The sequence below is a fragment of the Colwellia piezophila ATCC BAA-637 genome (genome assembly GCF_000378625.1).
Taxonomy (GTDB): Bacteria; Pseudomonadota; Gammaproteobacteria; order Enterobacterales; family Alteromonadaceae; genus Colwellia; species Colwellia piezophila.
The window spans coordinates 95,857-121,175 of record NZ_KB905169.1; the positions used below are offsets into that span (position 1 = coordinate 95,857).

Annotated in this window: 11 protein-coding genes; 5 read left to right on the top strand and 6 right to left on the bottom strand. The window is 39.5% G+C overall.

The genetic code is table 11. The annotated features are described in order from the left end of the window. Positions 1-224 precede the first annotated feature (224 nt). The 6 genes from F580_RS24770 to F580_RS25610 form a co-directional block, all read right to left on the bottom strand. The gene (locus F580_RS24770) at positions 225-3,476 is read right to left on the bottom strand and encodes a glycoside hydrolase family 2 TIM barrel-domain containing protein (RefSeq protein WP_019028895.1); all 3,252 of its coding nucleotides are present in this window, start codon (positions 3,474-3,476) and stop codon (positions 225-227) included. Positions 3,477-3,983: 507 nt separating this feature from the next. After that, positions 3,984-4,988, bottom strand: coding sequence for a LacI family DNA-binding transcriptional regulator (locus F580_RS0116705; RefSeq protein WP_019028896.1), 1,005 nt, complete (start codon positions 4,986-4,988; stop codon positions 3,984-3,986). 175 nt (positions 4,989-5,163) lie between these two features. After that, complete coding sequence (locus F580_RS0116710) at positions 5,164-7,542, bottom strand: glycoside hydrolase family 2 protein (RefSeq protein WP_019028897.1); 2,379 nt, start codon at positions 7,540-7,542, stop codon at positions 5,164-5,166. A 239-nt stretch (positions 7,543-7,781) separates the two neighbouring features. Next, positions 7,782-9,329 (bottom strand): tryptophan halogenase family protein, encoded by a 1,548-nt coding sequence (locus F580_RS0116715; RefSeq protein ID WP_019028898.1) that lies wholly within the window; start codon positions 9,327-9,329, stop codon positions 7,782-7,784. Between the two features lie 99 nt (positions 9,330-9,428). Next, complete coding sequence (locus F580_RS0116720) at positions 9,429-12,332, bottom strand: TonB-dependent receptor (RefSeq protein ID WP_019028899.1); 2,904 nt, start codon at positions 12,330-12,332, stop codon at positions 9,429-9,431. A gap of 528 nt (positions 12,333-12,860) precedes the next feature. Next, entirely contained in the window at positions 12,861-15,290 is a 2,430-nt protein-coding gene (locus tag F580_RS25610; RefSeq protein ID WP_019028900.1) for a carbohydrate binding domain-containing protein, read from the bottom strand. Between the two features lie 382 nt (positions 15,291-15,672). On the opposite strand from F580_RS25610, the gene F580_RS0116730 reads away from it, so the two are divergent. The 5 genes from F580_RS0116730 (at position 15,673) to F580_RS0116750 (ending at position 25,267) form a co-directional block, all read left to right on the top strand. Next, positions 15,673-17,118: a sulfatase-like hydrolase/transferase gene (locus tag F580_RS0116730; RefSeq protein ID WP_040357569.1), complete on the top strand. Its 1,446-nt coding sequence runs from the start codon at positions 15,673-15,675 to the stop codon at positions 17,116-17,118. A 12-nt stretch (positions 17,119-17,130) separates the two neighbouring features. Beyond that, positions 17,131-19,935: a GH116 family glycosyl-hydrolase gene (locus tag F580_RS25615; protein ID WP_019028902.1), complete on the top strand. Its 2,805-nt coding sequence runs from the start codon at positions 17,131-17,133 to the stop codon at positions 19,933-19,935. Positions 19,936-19,961: 26 nt separating this feature from the next. After that, complete coding sequence (locus F580_RS25620) at positions 19,962-22,724, top strand: GH116 family glycosyl-hydrolase (RefSeq protein ID WP_019028903.1); 2,763 nt, start codon at positions 19,962-19,964, stop codon at positions 22,722-22,724. 10 nt (positions 22,725-22,734) lie between these two features. Then, positions 22,735-24,603: a LamG domain-containing protein gene (locus F580_RS0116745; protein ID WP_019028904.1), complete on the top strand. Its 1,869-nt coding sequence runs from the start codon at positions 22,735-22,737 to the stop codon at positions 24,601-24,603. Between the two features lie 91 nt (positions 24,604-24,694). Beyond that, the gene (locus F580_RS0116750) at positions 24,695-25,267 is read left to right on the top strand and encodes an RbsD/FucU domain-containing protein (protein WP_026301503.1); all 573 of its coding nucleotides are present in this window, start codon (positions 24,695-24,697) and stop codon (positions 25,265-25,267) included. The last annotated feature ends 52 nt before the right edge of the window (positions 25,268-25,319 follow it).

Consider the following 25,319-nt stretch of genomic DNA (forward strand, 5'->3'; position numbering starts at 1 on the left):
TACTACTTATATTTAGGTTGGTCATATTTTCTTAAAACCAATGAACAATACAGAACAACGTTATCCCTTTCAAAGGATTGGTTGAATAATTTCATTCATTTGAAGAGGCAAAAGACCTGCTGTTGTGGCTTAGTAGATAAGGGGATTAATTCAATAAGTATAGGGTCAACAATTGATTAAGAAGTAGTGTCTATCGCCACTACTTCTTATTGAAAACTAACGCTTTAGTTAACTGATTTGGCTTTTAGAATAAAAGCAAAACTAAGCGGTTTATCAGCACGTACAAAGTATTTCTTCATTGTTTTACCTCCCCAGCTATTATCTCCGCCAACGCCATGAATTTTCAAGTCTAAATTAACGTTGATATAGCCACGCTCTGGTAAGTCATAATAATGCTTTCTACGTATTCTATCTGTCTCATCATTTTTTACTGTTGATTGGCTGGTAGAATATAAATCTGACTCATTGTAAGGCCATGCTCTAAAATTAAAGGGTTGTAGGCCTTGAATGTTTAATTTAACTTTATCATTTGAAAAGCTGACGTTTCTCACATCACTGCGATTGGTACTGTCTGTTGCAGAAACATAAGCAACTTGAAATGTTGCCAAGGTCTTTTGATAATTGCCAACTTTGGCGGCGGTTTTTCTGTCAGGATAATTCTCAAATGGTCCTCTACCGTACCAATTAATATTTGATAGTGATTTATCAAGCGCCAACCGCATACCAAATTTTGGCATAAATTTATGCTGAATGCGCGCTGGATCAGGTGTGTAATTACCCGTCACTTGCACTTCTCCTTCACCATTTATACGGTAAGTTAATTGATAAAGCGCATTATTTACCACCAAACGCGCAAGTACGTTAACTTCAACCAAGCTTGAACTTATCTGCTTTACCTTTACTGAGCTAACTTGACGATAAGCAGCTGCATTTAGCCATGGAGCCATGCGCTCAATAAATTTATTACGTGCTTGGTTATTGTTTACCGGTTTCCAGAAATAAGGCGCAAGTGGCTCAACCAACAACTCCTGCCCGGCAACTTGATAGCTGGTTAACTCACCCGTAATGCTATCAATACTTAAGGTAGTATTATTTGTTGTTATGGCTATAGCATCGTCGGTTTGCTTTACCTTAACCTTTTTTCCTGTTGAAGCGACAGACACAGGATATTGATACGCAGCAAGTACAAATTGCTCAAAAGCGAGTTCAAAACCTTTGTTAGACCACACGTTATCTTCTTTAGTATGAGCTGATAATTCTAATAACAATTCATTGGCTGAAGTGTTGCCACCATAAGTAAACGGCACCTTAACAAGTGTTGACTTCCCAGGCGCTAACGAAAAAGTTAACTTTCCTTTCGCGATTACTTTTGATTGGCCTTTTTCTTGACTTTTAACCTGCCATACATAGTCATAAACATTGAGATCAGTAAAGTCAAAACGGTTAGATACTTTAATGATTAACGGATCACTAGTTTGTTCAAACCAAACATTTTGATGAACTTTTTTTGCTTCATAGTAACTTGGAAAAGGCTTTCTGTCGGAAGAGACAATGCCATTTAGCAAAAACTCTGCATCAGTTGGACTATCGCCAAAATCTCCACCATAAGACCATACTTCACGTTTAGGATTTAAGCTAAGTTTTGTTGGATCTTTACCATAGCTAACCATCGCGGTATTTTTCAGCCGAGCTAGCCCTTGATCTACCCAATCCCAAATTGCACCACCAACATAATTATCATGAGCATAAATTTTATCCCAATGCTCCTGAAAATTACCTAATGAATTGCCCATTGCATGGGCATATTCACGTTGAATGAAAGGTTTTTGTGTTTTATCCGATATTTTAATAAATTCATCAACGCTATTTTTTCCTTCCAGGGTACGATAGCTTCTTTCGACAAAATCAGAAGCAGATGGATCCGTATCTGAAAGGATAGGCCTTGTTTTATCAATAGCTAAAATGGCATCTCGCATCGCGGTGAAATTACGCCCTGCGCCACCTTCATTACCCAGAGACCAAATAACAATAGCGGAGTAGTTTTTATTGGTGTGCACCATCGAAGTGGCCCTATCAACATGGGCAATAGTCCAGTCTGGGTTATCACCTAATATTTTATTACGCGTTTTATAACCATGACTTTCCTGGTTAGCATCATCAAGAACATATAACCCGTACTCATTCGCTAATTGATACCAACGATGATCATTAGGATAGTGACTGGTTCGAACAAGGTTAAAGTTACCTTGTTTCATCAACTTTATATCAAGTTCCATGGTTTTTAAGTCAACAGTACGCCCCATTCTAGGGTGATGTTCGTGACGATTAACGCCTTTAATTTTAATTGATTTGCCATTGACCCAAAACTGATTATCTTCAACTTTGCTTTCTTTAAAGCCAAATGACCAAGGAATATATTCTAGCGTTTTGCCATTCTCATCTAACACGGCCAACATCATTGAATACAAAACAGGTGACTCTGCGCTCCAAAGACTGACATCTTTCAATGCTAAAGATAGTTTACCGAGTTGTTTATTATTCGAGACTTTACTATTAGCTTTCTGCTTAGCGAGCAACTTACCCTCAGGAGAAAACAAGCTCATTTGCAGTGTATAACCTTTGAAATCTGTGTTTGTAACTGCGCTATCAAGTTCAAAATCAACTGTTAATTGTGCGTCTTGGTAATCATTTTTTAGATCGGTTGTGATCAAAAAGTCCTGCAAATAAACCTGTGGACGCGCAATTAAACTAACCCCTCTAAATATGCCACTAAAGCGCCACATATCTTGCCCTTCAAGGTAACTACCATCTGACCATCGATAGACTTCAACTGCTAAATCATTTTCACCATTGACTAAGTATTTTGTAATATCAAACTCAGCTGGAGTCATACTGCCTTGGCTGTAGCCTACTTTCTTACCGTTAACCCAAAGATAGAATGCTGATTTTACCCCCTGGAACTCTATAAAAACTTGTTTATCTAGTAGCCCATTTTCAACTATAAACTTACGCTTGTAACTGCCGACAGGGTTGCGATCATAAAAGTTAGTATAATTAGCAGGAGGCTCAGTCATTACCCTTGGTTGATCTTTAGCAAAAGGGTAAGGATGGTTAGTGTAAATTGGCCGACCATAACCTTGAGTTTGCCAATTACCTGGTACATCGATTTTAGCCCATTGGCTAACATCATAATCGCTTTTGTAAAAATCAGTTGGACGCTTATCTGGATGCCCTACCCAATTAAACTGCCATTTACCATTAAGGGATTGAATTCGGTTAGATGAATTTTTATTGGTAGCATTTGCTTTATTTGCAAAAGGACGAATAAAAGCATGGCCATCAACTTTGTTGCGACTAATAATTTGAGGATTTTCCCAATCGGGTACTGTTGAATTATTATCTGATGCCAGACTGTTTTCTACACTGCTTACTATCAGTAAAACAGTTATCAAGCACCTAACTTTAATACCTATCATTTATATCTATCCTGTCATTACTACTGCTGATTTCTAAATAGAGTACTTAAAAAACAAAGAAAGGACAACGTTTTCCTTCTTCTACAGATATAAATAATATTGTCTGAATTAATTATGCTTACAGAGTTCAATGGGAGTTACTATTCAAGAGCCAACCCGTTGATATAGCCGTGCCTGGCTATCTGAATTGCAAGAAATTAAGTTATTAGAAATATGATAGGTGAATAAATACTGGTAATACCATTTTGATTAAGTTTGTGATCTTGTTGTACGAAGGAAAAATAAATCATGGTAAGGCGCTTGATTGAGCAATAGCTGGCTATTGGGATTGAGAGCAACGCAATCTTGGATTATTTTAACCAGTACAAGTGAGCAGTAATTTAATTAAATTGGTATAAGTATTTAAGAGAAAGCCTAACTTATGCAATGGTTAGGCTTGAGAAAAATTGAATATGTATTTTAAAACGATGTTCGAGCAATATTGAAAACCTTAACAACAAAGCTTCATCATGATTTATCTTTTACTGAATCACGTATGACTAAATCAGCAATAAATAAATGAGTTTGTTTACTTGGTATTGCATCGGGTTCACTGAGCTTAATGGCTAAATTGGTCGCATAAATCGCCATTTCTTCAATGGGGTAATGCATAGTCGTTAAACGAGGTCGACAGGCAATACCAATAGACAAATCATCAAATCCAATCACCGATACATCTTCTGGCACACGTAAACCCGCATCAAACAAAGCATGTATAGCGCCTATAGCCATCAGGTCATTGTATGCTAACAAGGCATCAAACTTACACCCTTTAGCCAGTAATGCTTTAACAGCCTGCTCACCACCGTCCATATTAGAACTCGCTTCTTCAATATTGTTTTCTAGTAGCTTAATTCCATTTTTATCTAGAGTGCTCTTAATACCGTCAACCCGGTGACTAGGGTCTCTATTTTGATAAATACTCGTTATTACGGCAAAGTTTTTATGCCCTGAATCAAGCAAATACTTGGTCGCAATTTGTGAACCAGATGTATTATCTAACCAGACACAACGATTAGCTATTTCAGGAATAAAACGATTAATTAATACTAAGCCCGGTATTTCACCGGCCAATTTTATTAGTATTTTCTCGTCTGAGTATTCACTGTGTAAAATAATGGCTTTGCAGTTGTTATCTCGAAGTGAGTCGATAGCTCTTAATTCAGACTCAGTCTCATATAAAGAATTTGCCATCAGTAACTTTAAGTTATTTTCTCGGGCTCCTTTTTCAACACCACTCGCTAAAGAGCCAAAAAATGACATCGATATTGACGGGGTAACCACGCCAATAGTATTTGAGGTATTGCCCGCTAAGGAACTCGCATTATTATTAGGTCGATAACCCAATTCTTCAATGATCTTTTTAACACGAGCTCGACACGCATCTCCGACTTTTCCCTTGTTATGGATCACTCTGGAAACCGTCGCAATAGAAACACCGGAAACTTTTGCAACATCATTGATTGTAGTCATAGTAAAATATCTGTTCTTGTTCAGTCGAGTGTAGAAATGTTGAATAACATTCAGATAAAAATAGTATATCTGACAAATAAGCTACAAGCATCAAGAATATATGGGTATATAGTAATAATCATAGGTTAACCCAAATATCTTAAATGTATCTGGGTTAATTTATTAACATAGTTTATTAATTACCTGCCATTGCCATAGAAGATATACTCAAAGTTTTACTTTCAAATTTCAATCCTGAGGCTGTTGCTTTGATTGTTGCACCACTTAATGACTGGCCGATACGGATAAGTACTGCCGCTTTACCTTGCTCAGTTAATGAAGCACTAGTATGTAAAATTTCAATATCGCCCTGCACTTCAAAATCAATATTTACACCATTGACTGGTACGCTATTACCTTGAGCATCAAGTAACTCAGCATAAACAAAGACTACATCATTAACCCCAGCAGCAGGCTCTTTACCACTTTCATCAAGTGTTAACTTTATGCTGGTAGCACTTTGAGGTGTTGTCACTTGATGCATTGCAACGAGATCTCCATTAATATAGGCCTTGGCCACTAACTGGCCCGGTTTAAACGATTTCATATCAAACTCAAAAGGTGCATGGGATAAATGGCTAGAAAATTTATCTTGGCTTGGTTTGTTTTTCGAAATCAACTGACCATTTAGCCATAATTCAACTTCATCAGCATTACTAAATACCCGTACTAAAGCAGATGACTTTGCTTGCCATTCACTGGCTATAAATACCATAGGCCCTGAATCAAACTGAGGTGAATATTCACTGGCATCACGCTGGCTCTGATAAAAATAATAGCTGTACTTAGGTAAACGATGAATACTCATAATGCCTGAAGCTTCAAGGTCGTCACTATAACCACGGTTATAATCAAACATTACCCAATAACTATCGGAAAATGCAGGGGTTTTAAAATTGTCATTGTGGGCTTCTTGCAAGTTGCGCGCTTGTTGTAACAAACGTGCTTCACCTGAGTTCAACAATTGACGACTGGTGCGCTCTTCTTCTTTCAGGTCGCTCCATGCATCTTGATTTAAACCGGCATTTTGCGCGTAATATTCCCAATCACCATATTCTGAAACGCTATAAGGTTTAGTCGGCGTTTCATAGTGTTTTTGTCTATGCTGACGCGCTTGTAAATAAATATCATACTCTGGTAACCAACCTGCTGACAAACGTGTAGAGTCTTCTTGATGAACAATAGTTTTTAACTGCTCAACAAAAGCTGCTGGCATTGCAGATTCATTTAATGAGCACTCCCATGCAAGCACACTGGCGTGATTTCGATCTCGTCGAATAAGATCGCGACAAGTCTGTTGTATTTGTGCTTGAAACTCTGGCGTATCAGCATAATATTGCCAGCCTAATATTGCATCTAACAGTACTAGACCTAACTCATCTGCAGCGTCCATAAAGGCTTTTGAATGGGGATAGTGAGATAACCTAACATAATCAAATCCCGCTGATTTTATTTTTACCGCATCACGATAATCCGCTTGATGCGATGTTGCATAACCGACGTGAGGGTATTCTTGATGACGATTAACACCACGTAATAAAGTGACTTCGCCGTTTATCAATAACTGATGCTGCTCATTGAACGCAAACTGTCGTAAACCAATGCGCGTTTTCTTTTGTTCAATGAGTTCATTATCTAAGTAAACTTCACTAACCAGTTGGTATAAGTTAGGGCTTTTAGGGCTCCATAACTGCGCGTCATTAACCGTTAATTGTTGGCTGTATTGTTTATCGGACCCAGCAGTTAAAGTGATGAGTTCATCGTCAGTTTGAGCAACTAAGACACCTTCAAAGAGTAATTTTTGTTTTAACATAAAGTCTTTATTGTCAGCATACTCATTGCTGATGTGGGTTTTAACCTCAACAACAGATTTGGCTACATTTATTTGTGGAAAAGTAACAAACACCCCGCCACTGGCAACTTTATCGGCGTGAATTTCATCGGTGATATGTAATGGATTTTTGATGATTAAATTAACATCGCGATATAAACCGCCGTAAGTATTAAAATCTAATGTTGCTAGCGGCTTTGGCCCGATAGTAGGATTGTCAATATTAGCGAGCTTTACCTTAAGCAGGTTTTCACCTTCAAAATTTATATCATCGGTTAAATCAATAGTAAAAGGTAAGTAACCGCCTAAATGCTCAGCCACTTTTTTGTCGTTTAGCCACACTTCTGCATGATTCATAGCCCCTTCAAAGCGAATGAAAACTTTATTGTTTTTCCATTTTTGATCAAGCATTAATTCTTTTTGATACCAAGCGGCTCCTTGCCATTGTTCATTCACCACTAGCGGTTCAATTTTTGGCGTGTGCGGCAAATTAACTAATTGCCATGGAGCATCAACTTGTTCGGCGTCAAGACGCTTAAATTGCCAGCCTTTATTAATATTAACAGTAGTTGATATTTGTGTCGTTCCTAACGGACTAACTGCAACCTGACTGCAAGCTAATAGCGAAGTTAATAGCACCGTTAACAACACAATACTAACTATATTTGAAAATGATTTTAACACTAGGAATCCTTATTATTTTACTTTAAGTTCTTTTATAACTTACTTATTACTTTGTAACACTAATGGGAACGTTATACTAGAAGTTAGGCTATTAAAAATAACCAACTAATCAGTCGAAAACACCAAAAATAGGAACGTTGGACCAATAAGGCATGTAACTAAATTACTATAAAGCTATTATATTTATATACGGCCTATTAACAGGAGATTGTTCTTAATATATGAAACATCACCGCTATTTAAAGTTTTAGCCGTTCAAGATATTCACTATGAGTTAATAATTGATTAACCGAATAAATAAGTGATGCACGAACACCCTTAATATACTTGTGGCTTTCAGCTACGATAGTGGCATCTACAACAGGATCATAAGCCTCTGGAAAAACCCCCATACCCGACAACACTGAATGCCAACTGATAGGACCAAACAAATCAAGATCATTTCGAATTAAACGGCCTTGGCTTTTATAAAATGCCAATTTATTTTGTAAGCTCGGAGGGATATCTCTTTTCTGCCAGTCTTGCCAAAAAGCAGTATCTGTTCGTCGGCTAGTACAATAATGAGTTACGATAAAATCACGCAGATTTTCGTATTCACTATCCATTAAACGATTATATTCACTCTCAGTCTCTTTTGCTAAACTCATATTCGGTAACATGGTTATAAACAACATAGCAGCACGGCTAACAAGGTAAATACTGGTTGATTCTAAGGGCTCTAAAAAGCCTGATGATAAGCCGATAGCAACACAGTTTTTATGCCACATCTTTTTACGTTTACCGGTAGTAAAACGAATAGTACGTGGCTCTGTTATCGGTTTACCCTGTATATTCTTAAGCAATAGTTCTGTGGCCTCTTCCTCACTGCAATAATCACTGGCATAAACATAACCATTACCGATGCGATTTTGTAGTGGAATTTGCCAACGCCAACCATGTTCATGAGCAAAGGCTTCAGTATAAGGCGGTAAAGAACCCTGAACTTTTGATTGAGCTGTTTTTGATTTTTTTGTTTCTGATGGAGCTATTTCTGATTGAACTACCACAGCGCGATTAACAGGTAAGTAATGACTCCAATCTTCATATTCAACATCTAAGGCTTCGCCAATTAACAAAGCACGTTGGCCAGTACAGTCAATAAAAAAATCACCTTTAACGCTACTACCGTCTTTCATGACTAGGCTTTTTAATCGTCCATCTTCATGCTTGCTAACTGTCTCTACATGGCCTTGCTTGTGCACAACACCTCGAGATTGAGCATAGTTTGATAAATAGGCAGCAGCTAGACTGGCATCAAAATGTAATGCATAACCCATAGTAGATAAATTATTTGGTTTTTTGGGATTTGGAATGTAAAACTTTCCGGCGTCAGCCATAACTGCGCAGGGTGAAAAGTCAGTATAATTACTGGTGTCACCATTAAAGTTTGCTTTTAACCAGTGTTGATAAAATTCCCAACCATTAATTTTTGAACCGACATCACCAAATGGATGCCAATAAGATTCACCAGGGTTTTGCCAATCGGTGAGTTTAATGCCTAATTTGAAGGTGGCATTGGTTTTGAGTATAAAATCTGTTTCTGGAATATCTAAAAATTTTAGGTTATCAATTAAAAATGGAACTGTAGCTTCACCTACTCCTACGGTACTAACCTCAGGTGATTCTATAAGCGTTATTGTTGCATTAGTATTCTCTAAAACACGTATCAGTATTGCAGCAGTTAACCAACCCGCGGTACCACCACCAACAATAACATAAGAATTTATAGGCAAGGTTGAACTGTTCATTAAATGCTCCACTAAAAAAGACAAGGTCAAGGGTGTCCATCTTAAAATACTGAAGGTTCAAATGAACCTCCAGTATTTGAAGTTAACACGAGTAATAACTTAGAAAGTGGCGTGCACTCCTAAATTATAACGAACACCTGACAACTCAACTAAACCAACTCGTTCACGTATACCATGATATTTAACAATTGTTTCGTCTGTTAAGTTAGTAGCCTCGAACATTATCTTTATATTTTCATTAATGTCATAAGACGTACTTAAGTCGAGTTGCCCATAAGCAACATTATATCGAGGGCCATCACCGTCATAGCGACTCTCTAAGAACTCATCACGATAATTGTAGGCAAGTCGCACCTGAACACCATCTTTGTCGTAAAAGCCAACAACATTATAACTTGTATCGGCAAAGCCTTCTAAGCCACTACTTGGCTCAGGAACACCAGGACGAACCACAGAGACCGTATCTTCATCTTCACTGTCTGCAAGCGTAATATTTGCCTGTACACCAAAACCACTCCAAAAGCCGGACATATAATCAAAAGTATGCATAAACGCTAGTTCGACACCTTTAACAGTACCACCTGTGCGGTTAGTCGGACGACTCGATGAGTAGCTGACACCACCTGAATAGCCTTCAGAATCCCAGGCATCTTGTAAGTCCTGATCAACGGGGACGTCAAATGGTCCTGTGGTGGTAAATACAGAGATAAAACTCGTGATATCTTTATAATAAAAACCAGCAGAGTAAGAAGTGTGCTCACCATAATGTTCATAAGATAAGTCAAACTGAGTGACTTCATAAGGCTTCAAATTAGGATCGCCACCACCTATATAAACAACATTTCCGCTCCAACTACTCTCAGTAAAATTAGCAGACTTGTCTCTCATGTTTGGACGGGTGATGGTTTTTGCTGAACCAAAGCGAACATAATTTTCGTCACTCAACTCTAACGTCAAGTTTATACTGGGTAAAAAGTAATCATCGCTGCTAGAGAAAGTGGTATATTCTGTTGTTAATACAGGAGCATTTTGACTTGGGATTGCACCTCCTGCTTTAAGGCTTAATCTGTCTATCGTGGTTGATGTGCCAGATGCATCAGTATCAGTTTTTATATAACGGCCACCAACATTACCTCGCCAATAATAATCCCCTATCTCGCCTTCTAGATTTACTTGTAAATAAAGCGATGTTGATGTTTCATCAGTGTTAACTGCGCCAGCTGTACCTTCATACAAGGTATTCCAACCTGCAACAACTTTAGGATGATCTTTGACGTCATCCAAAGTATCCAGATAGTCTTGAGAAGCATCAACATAAGCTTGATAACTTGATACGGATAACCATTGACGCGGGAAATCACCACTTACCCCTTCCATGTAATTACCTTCACCTGGAACAAAGATTGAAGTATCTATTGCACCCGCATTAATATCACTGTGCCAGCCACTGCCTGTAGAACCACTGCCCATCCACATTGCTGGGTGACTCCAATCTGCCGCACCAGTCGTAGGATCATTAATCATGTGTAATGGTGTTGTGGCTAGTTCACGGTTAGAGTAACTAACCCCGGTTTCTATTGAAGTAATAACGCCGATCTCGATTTCGTATTTAGCGTCTAATCTCACTTCTGTAACCGTATCTTGAGCTTCAGAACCAGAATAATCTTGCCAAGATGCAAGCACTGTTGAAGGATCATTAAGATCCATACCGGTGTAAGACAAAGCAGGAATATCACCCTGACTAAAGTCAAGTGTTGTGGTACTGGCGTGATCAGTTCCATCTGCGTTAAACCTTGTCCAGTGCATAACTGTGTTGTTATCACCCTTAAAGCTTTCTTTTGCTGTAGAATAAGATAAATCTGCGCTTAACGTCAGCCTATCCCCTGTATATACAAAGTTGTAACCATAAGCTTCCGTTGTGCTTTCATTCATGCCATTTGTTAACATAAATTCTAAATCGGTGTTTTTTAGTGTCGCTGTTCTTATGGTTCCACTATCAGTAACTGAGGCAGCAGTATATTCATTAGTTTGCATGGCCACCTGTATACCAGTACCTAACTGATCGCGATCTAATTGACTATAAAGCGCATCAAAAGTGGAAATCATGTTGTCGTTATGTGCCCATTGAACAGATAAGTTACCGCCGATACGTTTACGATTTTCGTTATTCATTATATAACGAGCTCGCCCAGGACCACGGCTGCCTTCCAAAGTAGTCGGTTGACCGTCTTCACCTAAAACCTGTTCTTTGGCTAGTGGAAAACCATAACCTTTTTCTTCTGGATCAGTAAGATTGTATTCGCTGTATGCACCCCACAAATTTCCTTTGTAGGTATCAATGCGAGATTCAGTTTCTTTATATGAGAAGCCTGCCAATACACCAATGGTATCATTAGCAAAGGTATTACTGATAATCCCTGAAAATTCCGGAGTAACCTCACCAGCTAAATCTTGATACTTTGCTTTAACGGAACCTGCCGCATGAAAGCCCACGTTATCAAAAGGACGAGCAGAATGTAGATTAACAAAACCACCAATACTACCAGCGTCTAAATTTGCAGTTGGTGACTTAATAACATCGGCACCTGAGATTAATTCTGCGGGCAACACTTGAAAGTCAAAATCTCGACTTGTACCTGTAGTCGCAAGCGTTCGGTTATTCATTTTAACCACGTTAAACTGTGGTCCAAATCCACGAATAGTAAGCTTAGACCCCTCACCATTTGAACGAGAGATTGTAACACCGGTAATACGCTGCAATGACTCGGCAACGTTTTGGTCTGGCATTTTCCCCATATCTTCGGCGACAATGCTGTCTTGAATACTGTCAGCAAACTGTTTCGTTTGTAAAGCTCTTGCTAAACTACTGGCAAGCCCTGTAACTTTAATAACTTCGATTTCCTGTCTTTCTGTTTTTTCTGCTGCAAAAGCACTGGTACTGATAAGTGCTGTGGATGATAGCGCGGCAATAATTGCCAATGTTAGTTTGTTTTTTTTAATCATGATATTTCCCTTTTAACTACATGTTTTGTTTTTATAAAATATGAGAAAACTTATGCATTTTTATTATTCTTTATTCTCAAAAGCATAAAGGTTGCAGATACTGACCAACGCCAGCTTTTAGGAAATACACTGTTAATAATCAGTATATTTCTAAAAGAAAGTTCAAGATAACTAACTATTGAACATTAAATCCACATCACAAAGGGTAAGCGCTTTCCCTTAAAAGATCAATACAATTAGACAGATAAGATCATACAGATATAAGACCTTGTTTTACAAGTAGAATACTCAGCGAATAAAAAGTTAAACGCTTTACCGATTAAGTAGGGTTTAATCATATTTTATTTTAAATGGGATAACGAATTTAAAGAGAAGGGATTCATTGGTACTTGTGTAGAATATCTACTTTGCACTTCTTTCAAAGGTAGGAATTGAAGTTGCTCATCAATGAAAAATACTCCGGCCTGTTAAGAGCAAGAGTATTTTTATTAATTTAACGTGTTGTTTAATTTAAACAATTACTTTTCATTAGTCTTCTACGAGTACGGCATTGTCCATATAAGCGTTATTTACACCATTATTTGGACGCCATAGAAATACTTTTACCGATGTTGTATTAGCACTGGTGGTAAAGCTGATCTCATGATAGGTGTATTGCGTATCATATATCTGAACGCCGCCTATACTCGAATTACCGTTACTCATGTCATTAACGCCCATGACAACACGCTCGTTTTGCGGATCTTCCACTTTAACATAAGCAGAATAGGTATAACTTGTATTGGGCTGTACTGTTATTGTCTGGTTGACCGATGCTTTTCCGCTCAACGCGACAGCCGCAGCACCATCATAGGCATTGCTGTTGGTATTAACCGTATTCCAAGTACTCCAACCGTTTAAGCTATTTTCAAAGTCGCCATTAGTAACAAGCGAGTTAATTGGCGCTGCTACTTCAGCAATGGTGATATCATCGACTCGCACCCAAGTATCTGAATTGCTGGGGCTGCTCATGTAAATATCAGCACTGGTATTGCTTGCGCCTGTGGTGAAGCTCAGTTCAACCAGTGTCCAGTCGGTGTAACCAAAAGACTGGCTGACCCATACGCCGCCACTGTTGTCTACGCCCACTGTGCCTGAGCCGCCATCTGAGTTCCAGTTATAGACGTAAGCAGAAACGTCATAAGTGGTACTTGGTTGTAAATTAGTGATGGTTTGTCTGAGCTCGGCACTACCGCCGCCTGCCCAGCCAGAAAAAGTGCCCGAGTGTTTACCGTCAGAGGTTACACCCGCCCAGCCAGAGGTTTCAGTTGATTGCCAACCATCAAGCGCGCCGGTTTCAAATCCAGGGTTAGTGATAATTGGCACGGTAATAACGTCGACGGTAATTTCCGCCGTATCCGTATAACCGCCATCAATTGTGCTTACTGTGATGGTTGCATTACCTGGCGCTTCGCCTGTTACTACACCACTAGCGTTAACAACAGCAATACTGCTATTGCTACTGGCCCAGGTCATTGTTTGATTGGTCGCATTATATGGGCTAGTACTCGCATGAAGGGCTTTCACTGCACCTAAGTTAATTGTGCTAGTCGCTGGAGAGACACTGACACCGGTCACGGCAACGTTGACCACTTTGAGTGAAATAACGGTAATAGAGGTGGGTGGAAGCGAGGTACTAATTGCACCTGATGATACATTAACACTAGCAGCGCTGCCCAAGGTTGGGTTTTCGTCCCATTCATTTGATCCTTTAAAACGAGTGACCGCTGCAGTCGACTCATAATTGTTAGGAGAAGTGATGGCAATACTTGTACTGTGTGTGCTGCTGCCTTTATTGACGAGGAACAGGTTTAGATCGCCGTTAGCGTCGTCATAGGCTGCATAAGTCACTACGTCTGATTCGTTGCTGGTTATCTGCACAAGATCATCTTTAATAAAATCAGCCCAAAGTCTCATTGGTTGAGCAACCGGCAGCAGATTATTGGAATTGTCCATCGCATCAAACATGTAACCACTTAAATCATACCAATGGGTATTCCAAAAGCTGGCGTATAAGGTATTGGGACTTTTCAGGTATTGACCGATTTGATCAAAATTGATGATGCCTTTACCCGCTGAGTTGGCAAAATCATCTGCGTCGCCAGCCCAAGTGGTAGGGGCAAATTCTGACACGACTATTTTCTTGGAAGCCGACTCGTCAACGCCAACCAGGTCAACATTGTTACCATTTTTATAACCAGTGTATGACCCCGTGTAGGTGGTATAGTCACTAATGGCGACAAAATCGATGGCACTGCCGCAGGTATTAATAACATCCTGAACCTGGCCTCGCTTCCAGCTTATACCAATTTGAATACTCGGATCTTCCGCTTTCATTGCAGCAGAATATGAACTGGCAACGGCGCAAAGAGAGGAGATAGTTAAGCCTAAATTGCTTTGCCACATTTCATTGCCTATTTCCCAATACTTGACGTTATGGTTATTGGTGACATTGGCATATTTTACCCATTTAGCGGCAAGGGCTTCGCCCAAGCCCTTATTCGGATTATAGGCGACATTAACATGTGGCTGGGCACCTACTTGGCTAGTGAGAGTCATAAACTCATCAAAATCCATGGTGTTTGAAGCAAGATCGGCATAGGCGCCGGGTACCCAATAATTGGTGCTAGGGTCAGTATAAGGAGCTGAAGCCCAAGAAAAATATTGGGATTTCGCGCCACCGGGGTAGCGTAAATATTTAGCGCCCGTTGCGATAAGTGCATCAGCCAATGGAGTATAACCAGCATCTCTGTTCAGATCACTGTCAACGCCGGCATTAAGGTTCATGCCGTATTTGCCACTAACGTCACTGGCCACAACATTGGAGGTATCTACGGTGATATTTACTTGTGCCTGAGCACTAAAAGCGATATTTGCACTACTTATAATAAGTAGTAGTTTAATTATTTTTTTATTCATAAGTTTGGCTTAATAGCATCGTTTAAATTTATTTTTATTAAGGGAAATATCTATCCCCCCATAACAACTTATGTCTCCCTACTTTCTAAGGTCTTCCCTTAGAATCACACCTGCATCAAAACAAGTATTGTAAAACACAAGGTAAGCGCTTACCCTAATATTACATTAGCCAATAGCGTACATAATGTAAACAGTTTCAATTAAAAAATGATCATTGCCATTAAAACGTTAAATAAAGTCAAAGAACAGCATTTAGGATGAAATCCTATAACTGAGTTACCTTTATCAAGCCAAAAAATAATACTGGGAACGTTCCCAGTATTTGGTTATAGTAAAAAATAGATCTCAATTTTGAATGAAACCTATAGAGTCACTAAAAAAAATGAAGATAATTAATAAATTATTGCTAGCAAGTTTGTTACTTGCTAATGGACAGCTACTCGCCGCGGATAAACCCAACTTCATCGTTATATTAACCGATGACCAAGGTTATGCTGACGTAGGTTTTAATGGTAGTAAAGACATTAGAACCCCTCACATTGATCGCATCGCCAATGAAGGCACTAAGTTTAACAATGGTTATGTTAGTTATGCTGTTTGTGGTCCTAGTCGAGCAGGATTACTCACGGGCAGATATCAAGGCCGATTTGGTTTTGACCGTAATCCTCATATGGACCCAACTGATATAACCTCAGGCATGCCTTTAGATGAAAAAATGATTTCTGAAGTATTAAAACCTGTTGGTTATACCTCTAGCATTATTGGCAAGTGGCATATGGGCTCACACCCCGAGCTTGTCCCTAATAAACGTGGCTTTGATCACTTTTATGGCTTCCTTGCTGGTGGTCATCGATATTTCCCTGAAGATTTAATTTATAAAGACATTAGCGAAGGCTTAAACCAGAAAAACCCTAAAAAAATATGGACGTCTTGGTATTACACCAAACTATTAGAAAATGATAAACGTATAGAAACCACCGAATACCTTACTGATGAGTTATCAAATGCGGCAGTTGAGTTTATTAAACGAGAAAAGGACAACCCTTTCTTCTTATACCTTTCTTATAACGCGCCACACACGCCGTTACAGGCTAGTAAAGAATATTTAGATCGCAATTTACATATTCCAAAAGGAAAACGTAGAACCTATGCTGCGATGATAACCGCGGTAGATGATGGAGTTGGTCGTGTACTGGCAACATTAGATGAATTAGGCATTGATGATAATACCTTAGTATTTTTCCTTTCAGATAACGGTGGTCCCGAAAGTAAAAACGCATCAGATAATGGTGAGTTAAGAGGTCATAAAGGTGATTATTTTGAAGGTGGTATTCATGTACCGTTTGCCATGCGCTGGCCGGGAAAAGTGCCTGCCGGGCAAGTGTATAATAATTCAGTAAGTTCACTTGATATCTTAGCGACATTTGCCGGTTTAACTAATGCGCCAATAGCAAAAGAACGTCCATTAGATGGCGTTAATTTAATGCCCTATGTTACCGGTGAAAATAAAGAACAACCGCATGAAATATTATTTTGGCGTAATTTTGATAAAGGTATAGTCGCAGCACGCCGCGGTGATAACAAAACCATTCTATTTAAGAAAAATCAGCAAAAACATTTATATAACTTAGACAAAGATCTTTCTGAAACGTCTAACCTATATAAAACCAAAACTGAAACCTTTAATAAACAACAAGCTGAAATGGCATCTTGGGAAAGTGAGTTAGCTGATAAGCCAGCTTTTAAAGGCTTAATTATGGCTAAAAAAGCCCATGCAAAGAAGCTAAAAGAATATAAAAATCAAAACAAAAAACAAATAGAATCCTAAGGATTAATCTCAATGTCTGAAGTCGAAGAACCTAGTAAATCTTCATGCTGTAGTAGCAGTACAAGTTGTGCTCCTAATGTCAATCGCCGCCAGTTATTGAAAGGTATTGGTGCTGGTATGGCTACCATGACCGGCGCTTTATCTCTGCCGACTTTTAGCATGCCGAGAATGGCTGGACCTTTCGCATTCGATGATAAAAATAAAAGTGTTGACCCAAGTAATGGACCCATTCCTGTCGATAAAAAACTCGATGAAAACTGGGTTAAATCACTTTATGAACGCGGTAGTGCAACAACCTATCAAGGTTGGCAACAACTTCAATACATAGGAATGCCAATTGGTGGCATAGGCACAGGTACTGTTTATATTGGCGGTGACGGAAAATTATGGGTGTGGGATATTTTTAATGAGAACCATGAAGGGGTAGTACCACAAGTTTTCGAACACCCGACACTCACTAGTTTATTTGGCGAAAAAGGCTTAAACGAACGACATGGCTCAAACTATATTAATCCACCGGCACAAATTAGCCCTTGGCATTTTGAGCAAGGCTTTGCCGTTATTATTGAACAAAACAATAAAAAAATTCGTCGCACTTTAGACCATCATGGTTTTAATGACATCACTTTTAAGGGACAAATGCCTATTGCGGATATTAGTTACCGTGATGCTGCAACACAGTTAAACGTCGAACTTGAAGCGATGACCCCTTATATTCCATTAGATACAGACCGTTCTAGCTACCCAGCCACTATTATGCGTTATAGCTTTACCAATAACAGTGATAGCGAAATGCAGATCACAGCAGAAGCTTGGTCGGAAAACCCAGTACTTCAAGGCAAAGCTAAAGAGCATAATTCCCGTTTGTTAACAACAGAGTATGCAAACAACAACGGTGTTGGCTTTATTTCTACGGGTAAAGGTAACGATTCTTCGGCTGAAAAATTAATACAAGGCTTACCCGATTTTGGTTCGTTTTCAATGATGTGCCTTAGCGATAATAGTAATGATAACAGCAGTAAAAGCAAGGTTACTATCAACTCAACATTATCAATTTTAACAAAAGATTTAACCCTTAACCCTGGTGAAACAAAAGCAGTCACTTTTGTTGTCTCTTGGTTTTTCCCCAATCAAAAAGCGCTTACAAAAGATGAACATCAACACATCAAACGTTGGTATGCCAGCAAATATCATGATGCACAAGCAGTTGCCTTAGATATAGCAAATTCTGTTGATCAATTAACGCAACTCACCCGATTATGGCGAGATACTTGGTATGACTCCACCCTCCCCCATTGGCTGCTTGAACGCGCTATTATCCCCACTAACGCACTACAAACGAATACCGCTTACCGGCTAGACAATGGGCGTTTTTGGGCATGGGAAGGTGTGGGTTGTTGTGCGGGTACTTGTACCCATGTTTGGCATTATGCGCAATCAGTCGGTCGGCTGTTTCCTGACTTAGAACGAGATTTACGCGAACGTACCGATTACGGTATTGGCTTTAAAGATAATGGCGCTATTTTATATCGTGGCGAATACAACGATAAAGACGCAATAGATGGTCAAGCGGGTGTTATTTTACGTACCCTTCGCGAACATCAAATGAGCCCAGATAGCGATTTTTTGAAGCGTGTTTGGCCCAAGACAAAAAAAGCCATGCAATATCTTATCTTAGTTGATGCGGGTGATGGCATGCCTGATGGTATTCCACAGGGTGAGCAACGTAATACGCTTGATGCAGGCTGGTTTGGAAAAATCCCTGTGATAAGTTCACTTTATATCGCTGCGCTGCATGCTGGTGAAGAAATGGCCATGGTGATGGGAGATAAAGCGTTCGCCAACATCTGTCGTGAAATTTATCAACAGGGTGAAAAAAACATCTTGTCTTTATTTAATACTGAACATGGCTTTTTTACTCAAGAGATAGATCCCGCCCATGCCGATGCTATCGCTATTGGTGAAGGTTGTTACATTGACCAAGTATTGGGTCAATGGTGGGCTAGCCAGCTTGGTTTAGGTCGACTTTATAACGGCACAATTATCCGCCAATCATTATCTAGCTTATGGGATTACAATTTCTGCCCTGACATGGGTGTATTAAGAGATTCAATTGAAACCCTGACAGCTAAAGGTCGTCCTTATGCCTTAGCTGGTGAAGCAGGTTTAGTCATGTGTACTTGGCCCAAAGGTGGCCGTGATGATGACTGGCAGCAACATTGGCAATATGGTTATTTTAATGAATGTATGACGGGTTTTGAGTACCAAGCTGCAGGTCATATGATTTGGGAAAGTGATCAACAGCCTGACTTGCTGACCAAAGGGCTCGCTATAACCCGCTCTGTGCATGACAGATATCACGCCAGTAAACGTAATCCATACAATGAAGTTGAATGTTCAGATCATTATGCTAGAGCCATGTCCTCATATGGCGTGTTTTTGGCGGCTTGCGGATTTGAATACGATGGGCCAAAACAACATATCGGCTTTAAACCACGTTTAACGGATAAGGATAACTTTAAGGCAGCCTTTACCTGTGCACAAGGTTGGGGAAGTTTTGCCCTTACTGTGCTTAATGGTAAAGGTGTTGTTGATGATAAAGGCAAAAACGCGGCTATAACCCTTAACTATGGCAAGTTGAGTCTGTCGACTGTATCTCTGCGCTTAGGCCGACGTTTCCAAATGAATTCAACAACAAAAACAATTAACACCAATTATGGACACGCCAGTATCAAACATCATGGAAAAGACACGCTTATAAGCTTTAAGCAGCCAGTAATGTTAACCGCAGGCGACACATTAACCATGGTTATATAAGTCTCAAATATAATGGTAACTAAATAATGACTAATTCTAAAAAAACGACTGAAAAAAAATCATCGTGTTGTGCACCAAATACGAGTTGTAAGCCAACAGTTGAAAGACGACAAGTATTAAAAGGCATAGGTGCTGGCATGGCAACGATGACGGGGGCATTTTCTATGCCGGCTTTTTCTATGCCAAGAATGGCAGGTCCCTTTTCAAATCAACCTACAGCTAACGTCGATGGACCAATACCTTTAGATAAAAAATTAGATAAGGATTGGGTTAAATCACTCTATGCTAGAGGCGCAGCCACCACTTATACAGGTTGGCAACAACTTCAATACATCGGCATGCCCATTAGCGGTATCGGCACAGGTACTGTGTATATTGGCGGTGACGGAAAGCTTTGGGTATGGGATGTTTTTAATGAAAACCATGAAGGTGTCATACCTCAAGTTTATAAACACCCTACGCTTGTTAATGAGCATGGTAGCAGCGAAATAAAAGAACGCAATGGTGCGAATTATATTAGTCCTCCAGCACAAACTAGCCCGTGGCATTTTGAGCAAGGTTTTGCGGTTACGGTTAATAATGATCGTCGCACGCTAGATCATCAAGGCTTTGATGACATTACCTTTAAAGGTCAAATGCCGATTGCCGATATTAGTTATCGTGACTCTGCAACGCAATTAAGCGTTGAACTTGAAGCAATGACACCATACATTCCTCTCGACACTGACAGGTCAAGTTATCCAGCCACTATCATGCGCTATGTATTTACCAATAACAGTGATGAAGCAATGCACTTGTCGGTAGAAGGCTGGTCGGAAAACCCCACTCTACAGAGGAAAGCTAAAGATCATAATGCAAGTTTGTTAACAACGAAGTATTCCGTAAAAAGCGGGATGGGTTTTATTTCAACTGCCCAAGGCAATGACTCTGCAGCCAAAAAAGCAATTCAAGGTTTAGCAGACTTTGGTTCTTTTTCAATGATGTGTCTTGATGCTAACAGCTCCGTTACTATTGACTCAGAAGTTGCAACATTAACAATAGACTTAACCCTCAAGCCAGGTGAATCAAAGGCAGTTGCTTTTGTGGTCTCTTGGTTTTTTCCGAATCAAAAAGCACTTTTCAAAAAAGAGCACCAAAACATAAAACGCTGGTACGCCACTAAATATGATGATGCAAAAGAAGTCGCTTTAGATATTGCCAATTCAATTGATGAGCTAACCTCTCTTACTCGATTATGGCGAGATACCTGGTATGACAGCACCCTGCCTCATTGGTTATTAGAGCGTTCTATCATTCCTACCAATGCACTGCAAACCAATACCTCTTATCGACTTGATAATGGCCGTTTTTGGGCATGGGAAGGTGTGGGTTGTTGTGGCGGAACTTGTACTCACGTTTGGCACTATGCACAATCAGTTGGTCGCTTGTTTCCTGACTTAGAAAGAGATTTACGCGAACGCACCGATTACGGCATAGGTTTTCAAGATAATGGCGCAATTCACTTTCGTGGCGAATACAACGATAAAGACGCAACCGATGGCCAAGCGGGCGTTATTTTAAGAACCTATCGCGAACATCAAATGAGTCCTGATAGTGCATTTTTAAAGCGCGTTTGGCCCAATGCAAAAAAAGCACTGCAATATCTTATTTTAGCTGATGCCCAAGGCGGTATGCCTGATGGTATTACCGAGGGAGAACAACATAATACCCTTGATGCAGAATGGTACGGGAAAATCCCCGTATTAAGTTCGCTTTATATTGCCGCTTTACGCGCAGGTGAAGAAATGGCCAAAGTGGTTGGTGATAAAGCATTTGAAAAAATGTGTAATGAGATATACCAACAAGGTGAAAAAAACATTTTAAAATTGTTTAACCCTGAACATGGATTTTTCACTCAAGAAATTGACCCTGCACATGCCGACGCCATTGCCATTGGCGAAGGCTGTTATATCGACCAAGTGATGGGTCAATGGTGGGCTAGTCAATTAAACCTTGGTCGTCTTTATGATGGGAAAATAATCCGCTCTGCCCTATCAAGCCTTTGGGATTATAACTTCTGTCCAGATATGGGGCCATTTAGAGACTCTATCGAAACACCAAGCGCCAAAGGACGTACCTACGCCTTAGCCGGTGAAGCTGGCTTAGTGATGTGCACATGGCCAAAAGGCGGTCGTCAAGGAGATTGGGAAAAGTACTGGCAATATGGCTATTTTCAAGAATGTATGACCGGATTTGAACATCAAGTTGCCGGCCACATGGTTTGGGAAAGTGACGAAGAGCCTGAATTACTCACCAAAGGCTTGGCAATTATTCGCTCAGTGCACGATCGTTATCACGGTAGTAAACGTAACCCGTATAACGAAATAGAATGCTCAGATCATTACGCCCGAGCAATGGCTTCTTATGGTGTTTATCTCGCGGCAGCAGGTTTTGAAAATGACGGCTCTAAAGGACATTTAGGATTCAAACCAAGAATGACAGACAAAGGCAACTTTAAATCAGCCTTTACTAGTGCCGAAGGTTGGGGCTCCTTTGAAATAAATAACCAACGAAAAGGTAACGATATTACGCTTAAAGTTCAATATGGAGAATTAGCGCTCAATACACTTTCGCTTAGATTAGAGCCCAAAGGACTAACATCAAAGGCTCTTTATTCTAAGAACACCGCTAAAACTGTGAATTCGTCTCATGGTAAAGCGTCAATATTACGAAAAGGTAAAGATATAACCTTAACCTTTGAACAGCCAATAATGCTCTCTGCTGGCGAGTCATTAACTTTTAAGGTTTAGAAACATAACAATGAAATTATCAAGATTAGTAAAATCCGTCATAGTTGTACTGACTATTGCTTTGCCCTCTGTATTACATCAGACATTTGCACAGGAGGGCAATATTGCAATTCAAAAAACTAAGCCATGGCGTTTTATTAGTCTTGCCGATTGGCATTGGGCTGAAAAATACATTATGGGCGATCGGTATGAAGAACATAAAACCGCTGTTGATGAAAATATTGCCACCTTAAAATGGATGAAACAAAAACACGGTGGCGATCTTATCATCCTACCCGGTGACAGCAATGGTGGTCATTGGGATACACCTAAATTCATTAAAAAATTCAATAAAAAATTAACCGCCAAACAGTCAATATTACAAGCAGGAGAACTCTGCTATGCAGGCATGATTGATACCTTTGAACGAGGCGGTTATTCCAACTTACTTATGGCCGTTGGCGACCATGAAGTAGGTGATAACCCTTGGCCTGTCGGCTCAGATGTATCAAAATATCAGGCTGAATTTAGAGAAAGCTTTGCTAAAGCTTTTAACTATTCTACAAACGGCTCTACATTTAAATATACCCAGAAGATTGGTAGCGCAAACGCTAGACCTTTAGGCACAATATACGAAGACACCTCATATGCCTATCAGCATAAAAATGTGCTGTTCGTCACCATGGATGTATTTCATCAAGAAGATTATAAAACTTCATTAGGTGAGCAAGGCACAGTAACAGGTACGGTTGTTGGGCCACATTTGACATGGTTTGAATCAGTATTAGTAGAAGCTAGAAAAGACTCGTCAATAAAACATATCTTTGTGCAGTCTCATTTGCCGGTGATCTACCCCGTACGAAAAGTCAGTAGCAGTGGCATGCTCATTGACAATGGTGTGAATAACCCGTTTTGGCAATTAATGAGAAAATATCAGGTCGATATTTATTTTGCCGGTGAAGTACATGCCAATACCGTTACTAAAGATCCACAGTCCAATTTACTGCAAGTTGTTACCCGAGGAAATTTCTTTACTAACTTTCAAACCATAGATATTACCGACGATAAAATTGAAATGACCTTGTATCGCCATTTTGGTGAAAAAGTAACGGATGGTGATTACCGCGCTACTGGCACATTAAGCATTGATAAATCGAAAAAAGTAACAAGTATCAAAGCGAGTGGTGGCCTTGCACTACTTGAACCAAAATCTAAGTTATTACATTTCGACTTTGAACAAGACTTTGCTCAAGTAGATCGCCCTATTAACGGGTTGCGCGAAAAGAAAAAGAGCTCTGTTATTGATGGTAAACGCTGCGACAGAACACTTGCGAATTCTGGCAGCTTTGGCGATCAATACGATGCCTTACATTGTGACGTTGATATAGTGCCAGGAAAAAATGGCAATGCAGGACAATTTTCTCACGATTCACGAATGGCTGTTTTTGCTATGGGACCGTTACAAGGCAAACACGCTGTTGCTTATGAACTCTCTTTCAAAACAACCTCTAAAGCGAATCAAATACTTATCAATACAGCGACTATTTGGGGCAATAGACCAAAAGATTTTCTAAATTTATATTTAGATGATGGCATAGCAACGGTTGCTATTTCAGATAGGGAAATGCTGAAAGCCGAATATAAAAAACTCAATGATGGTAAATGGCACACCGTTAAGGTGAGCATGCCCCATGATAATTCTAAACTTTCACAACTGATTATTGAAATAGATGGCAAGGTTGTAAATGCAAATTCAACAAATGGAGATGCGCAGATTAAATTAAACCAAAGTATGCGCTTTACCGTTGGTGGCAAAGGTTATAGCAGCAATGCTTTGAAAACAGTACCAGTGAAAAACTTCATTGGATTAATTGACGATGTGTCTCTTTGGACCTTATAAACCAATACCAATGCTAATAAATATACATCAATGAATAAAACTTTATAAACATATTCCTTAAACAAAATCTATAAAAATGGAGCTTATAAAAATGAAAAAAACAAGCCTGTTAATTACTACCTTTATTTTAGCGGTAACTGCGATTATCTCTCCTCTCACCTTAGCTTTTGAAGCAAATATTAATGAAACACAACAACAAAATTGGCGCACTGAATTAGCTAAAAGCTTACCCGTGCTTGGTCATCGTAATTTTATTGTTATTGCCGATTCTGCCTACCCATTACAAAGTAATCCTGGTATTAAAACAATTTATACCGGTGAGCAACAAATTGTAGTAGTGAAAGCAGTTCTTGCTGCCGTAGAAAATGCTGCTCATGTAAATGGCACCATATATGTTGATAAAGAATTAAGCTACGTGCCAGAAAAAAATGCCAAAGGTATTGAGGCTTACCGTAAAGCGCTCGATAAAGTGTTAATCGGTAGAGATATACAACGCTTGCCACATATGGATATCATCAAAAAACTCGATGCCAGCGGCGAGTTATTTAACGTGGTTATTTTAAAAACCGACTTAACCCTGCCCTACACTTCAGTATTTATTGAACTTGGTGCAGGTTACTGGAATGAAGCATCAGAGACTGAGCTTAGAGAAAGTATGAAGTAACCGTTTTTATACCGAGTAGAATCAAAAAACGGTAACTCTTTATAGTTCGATA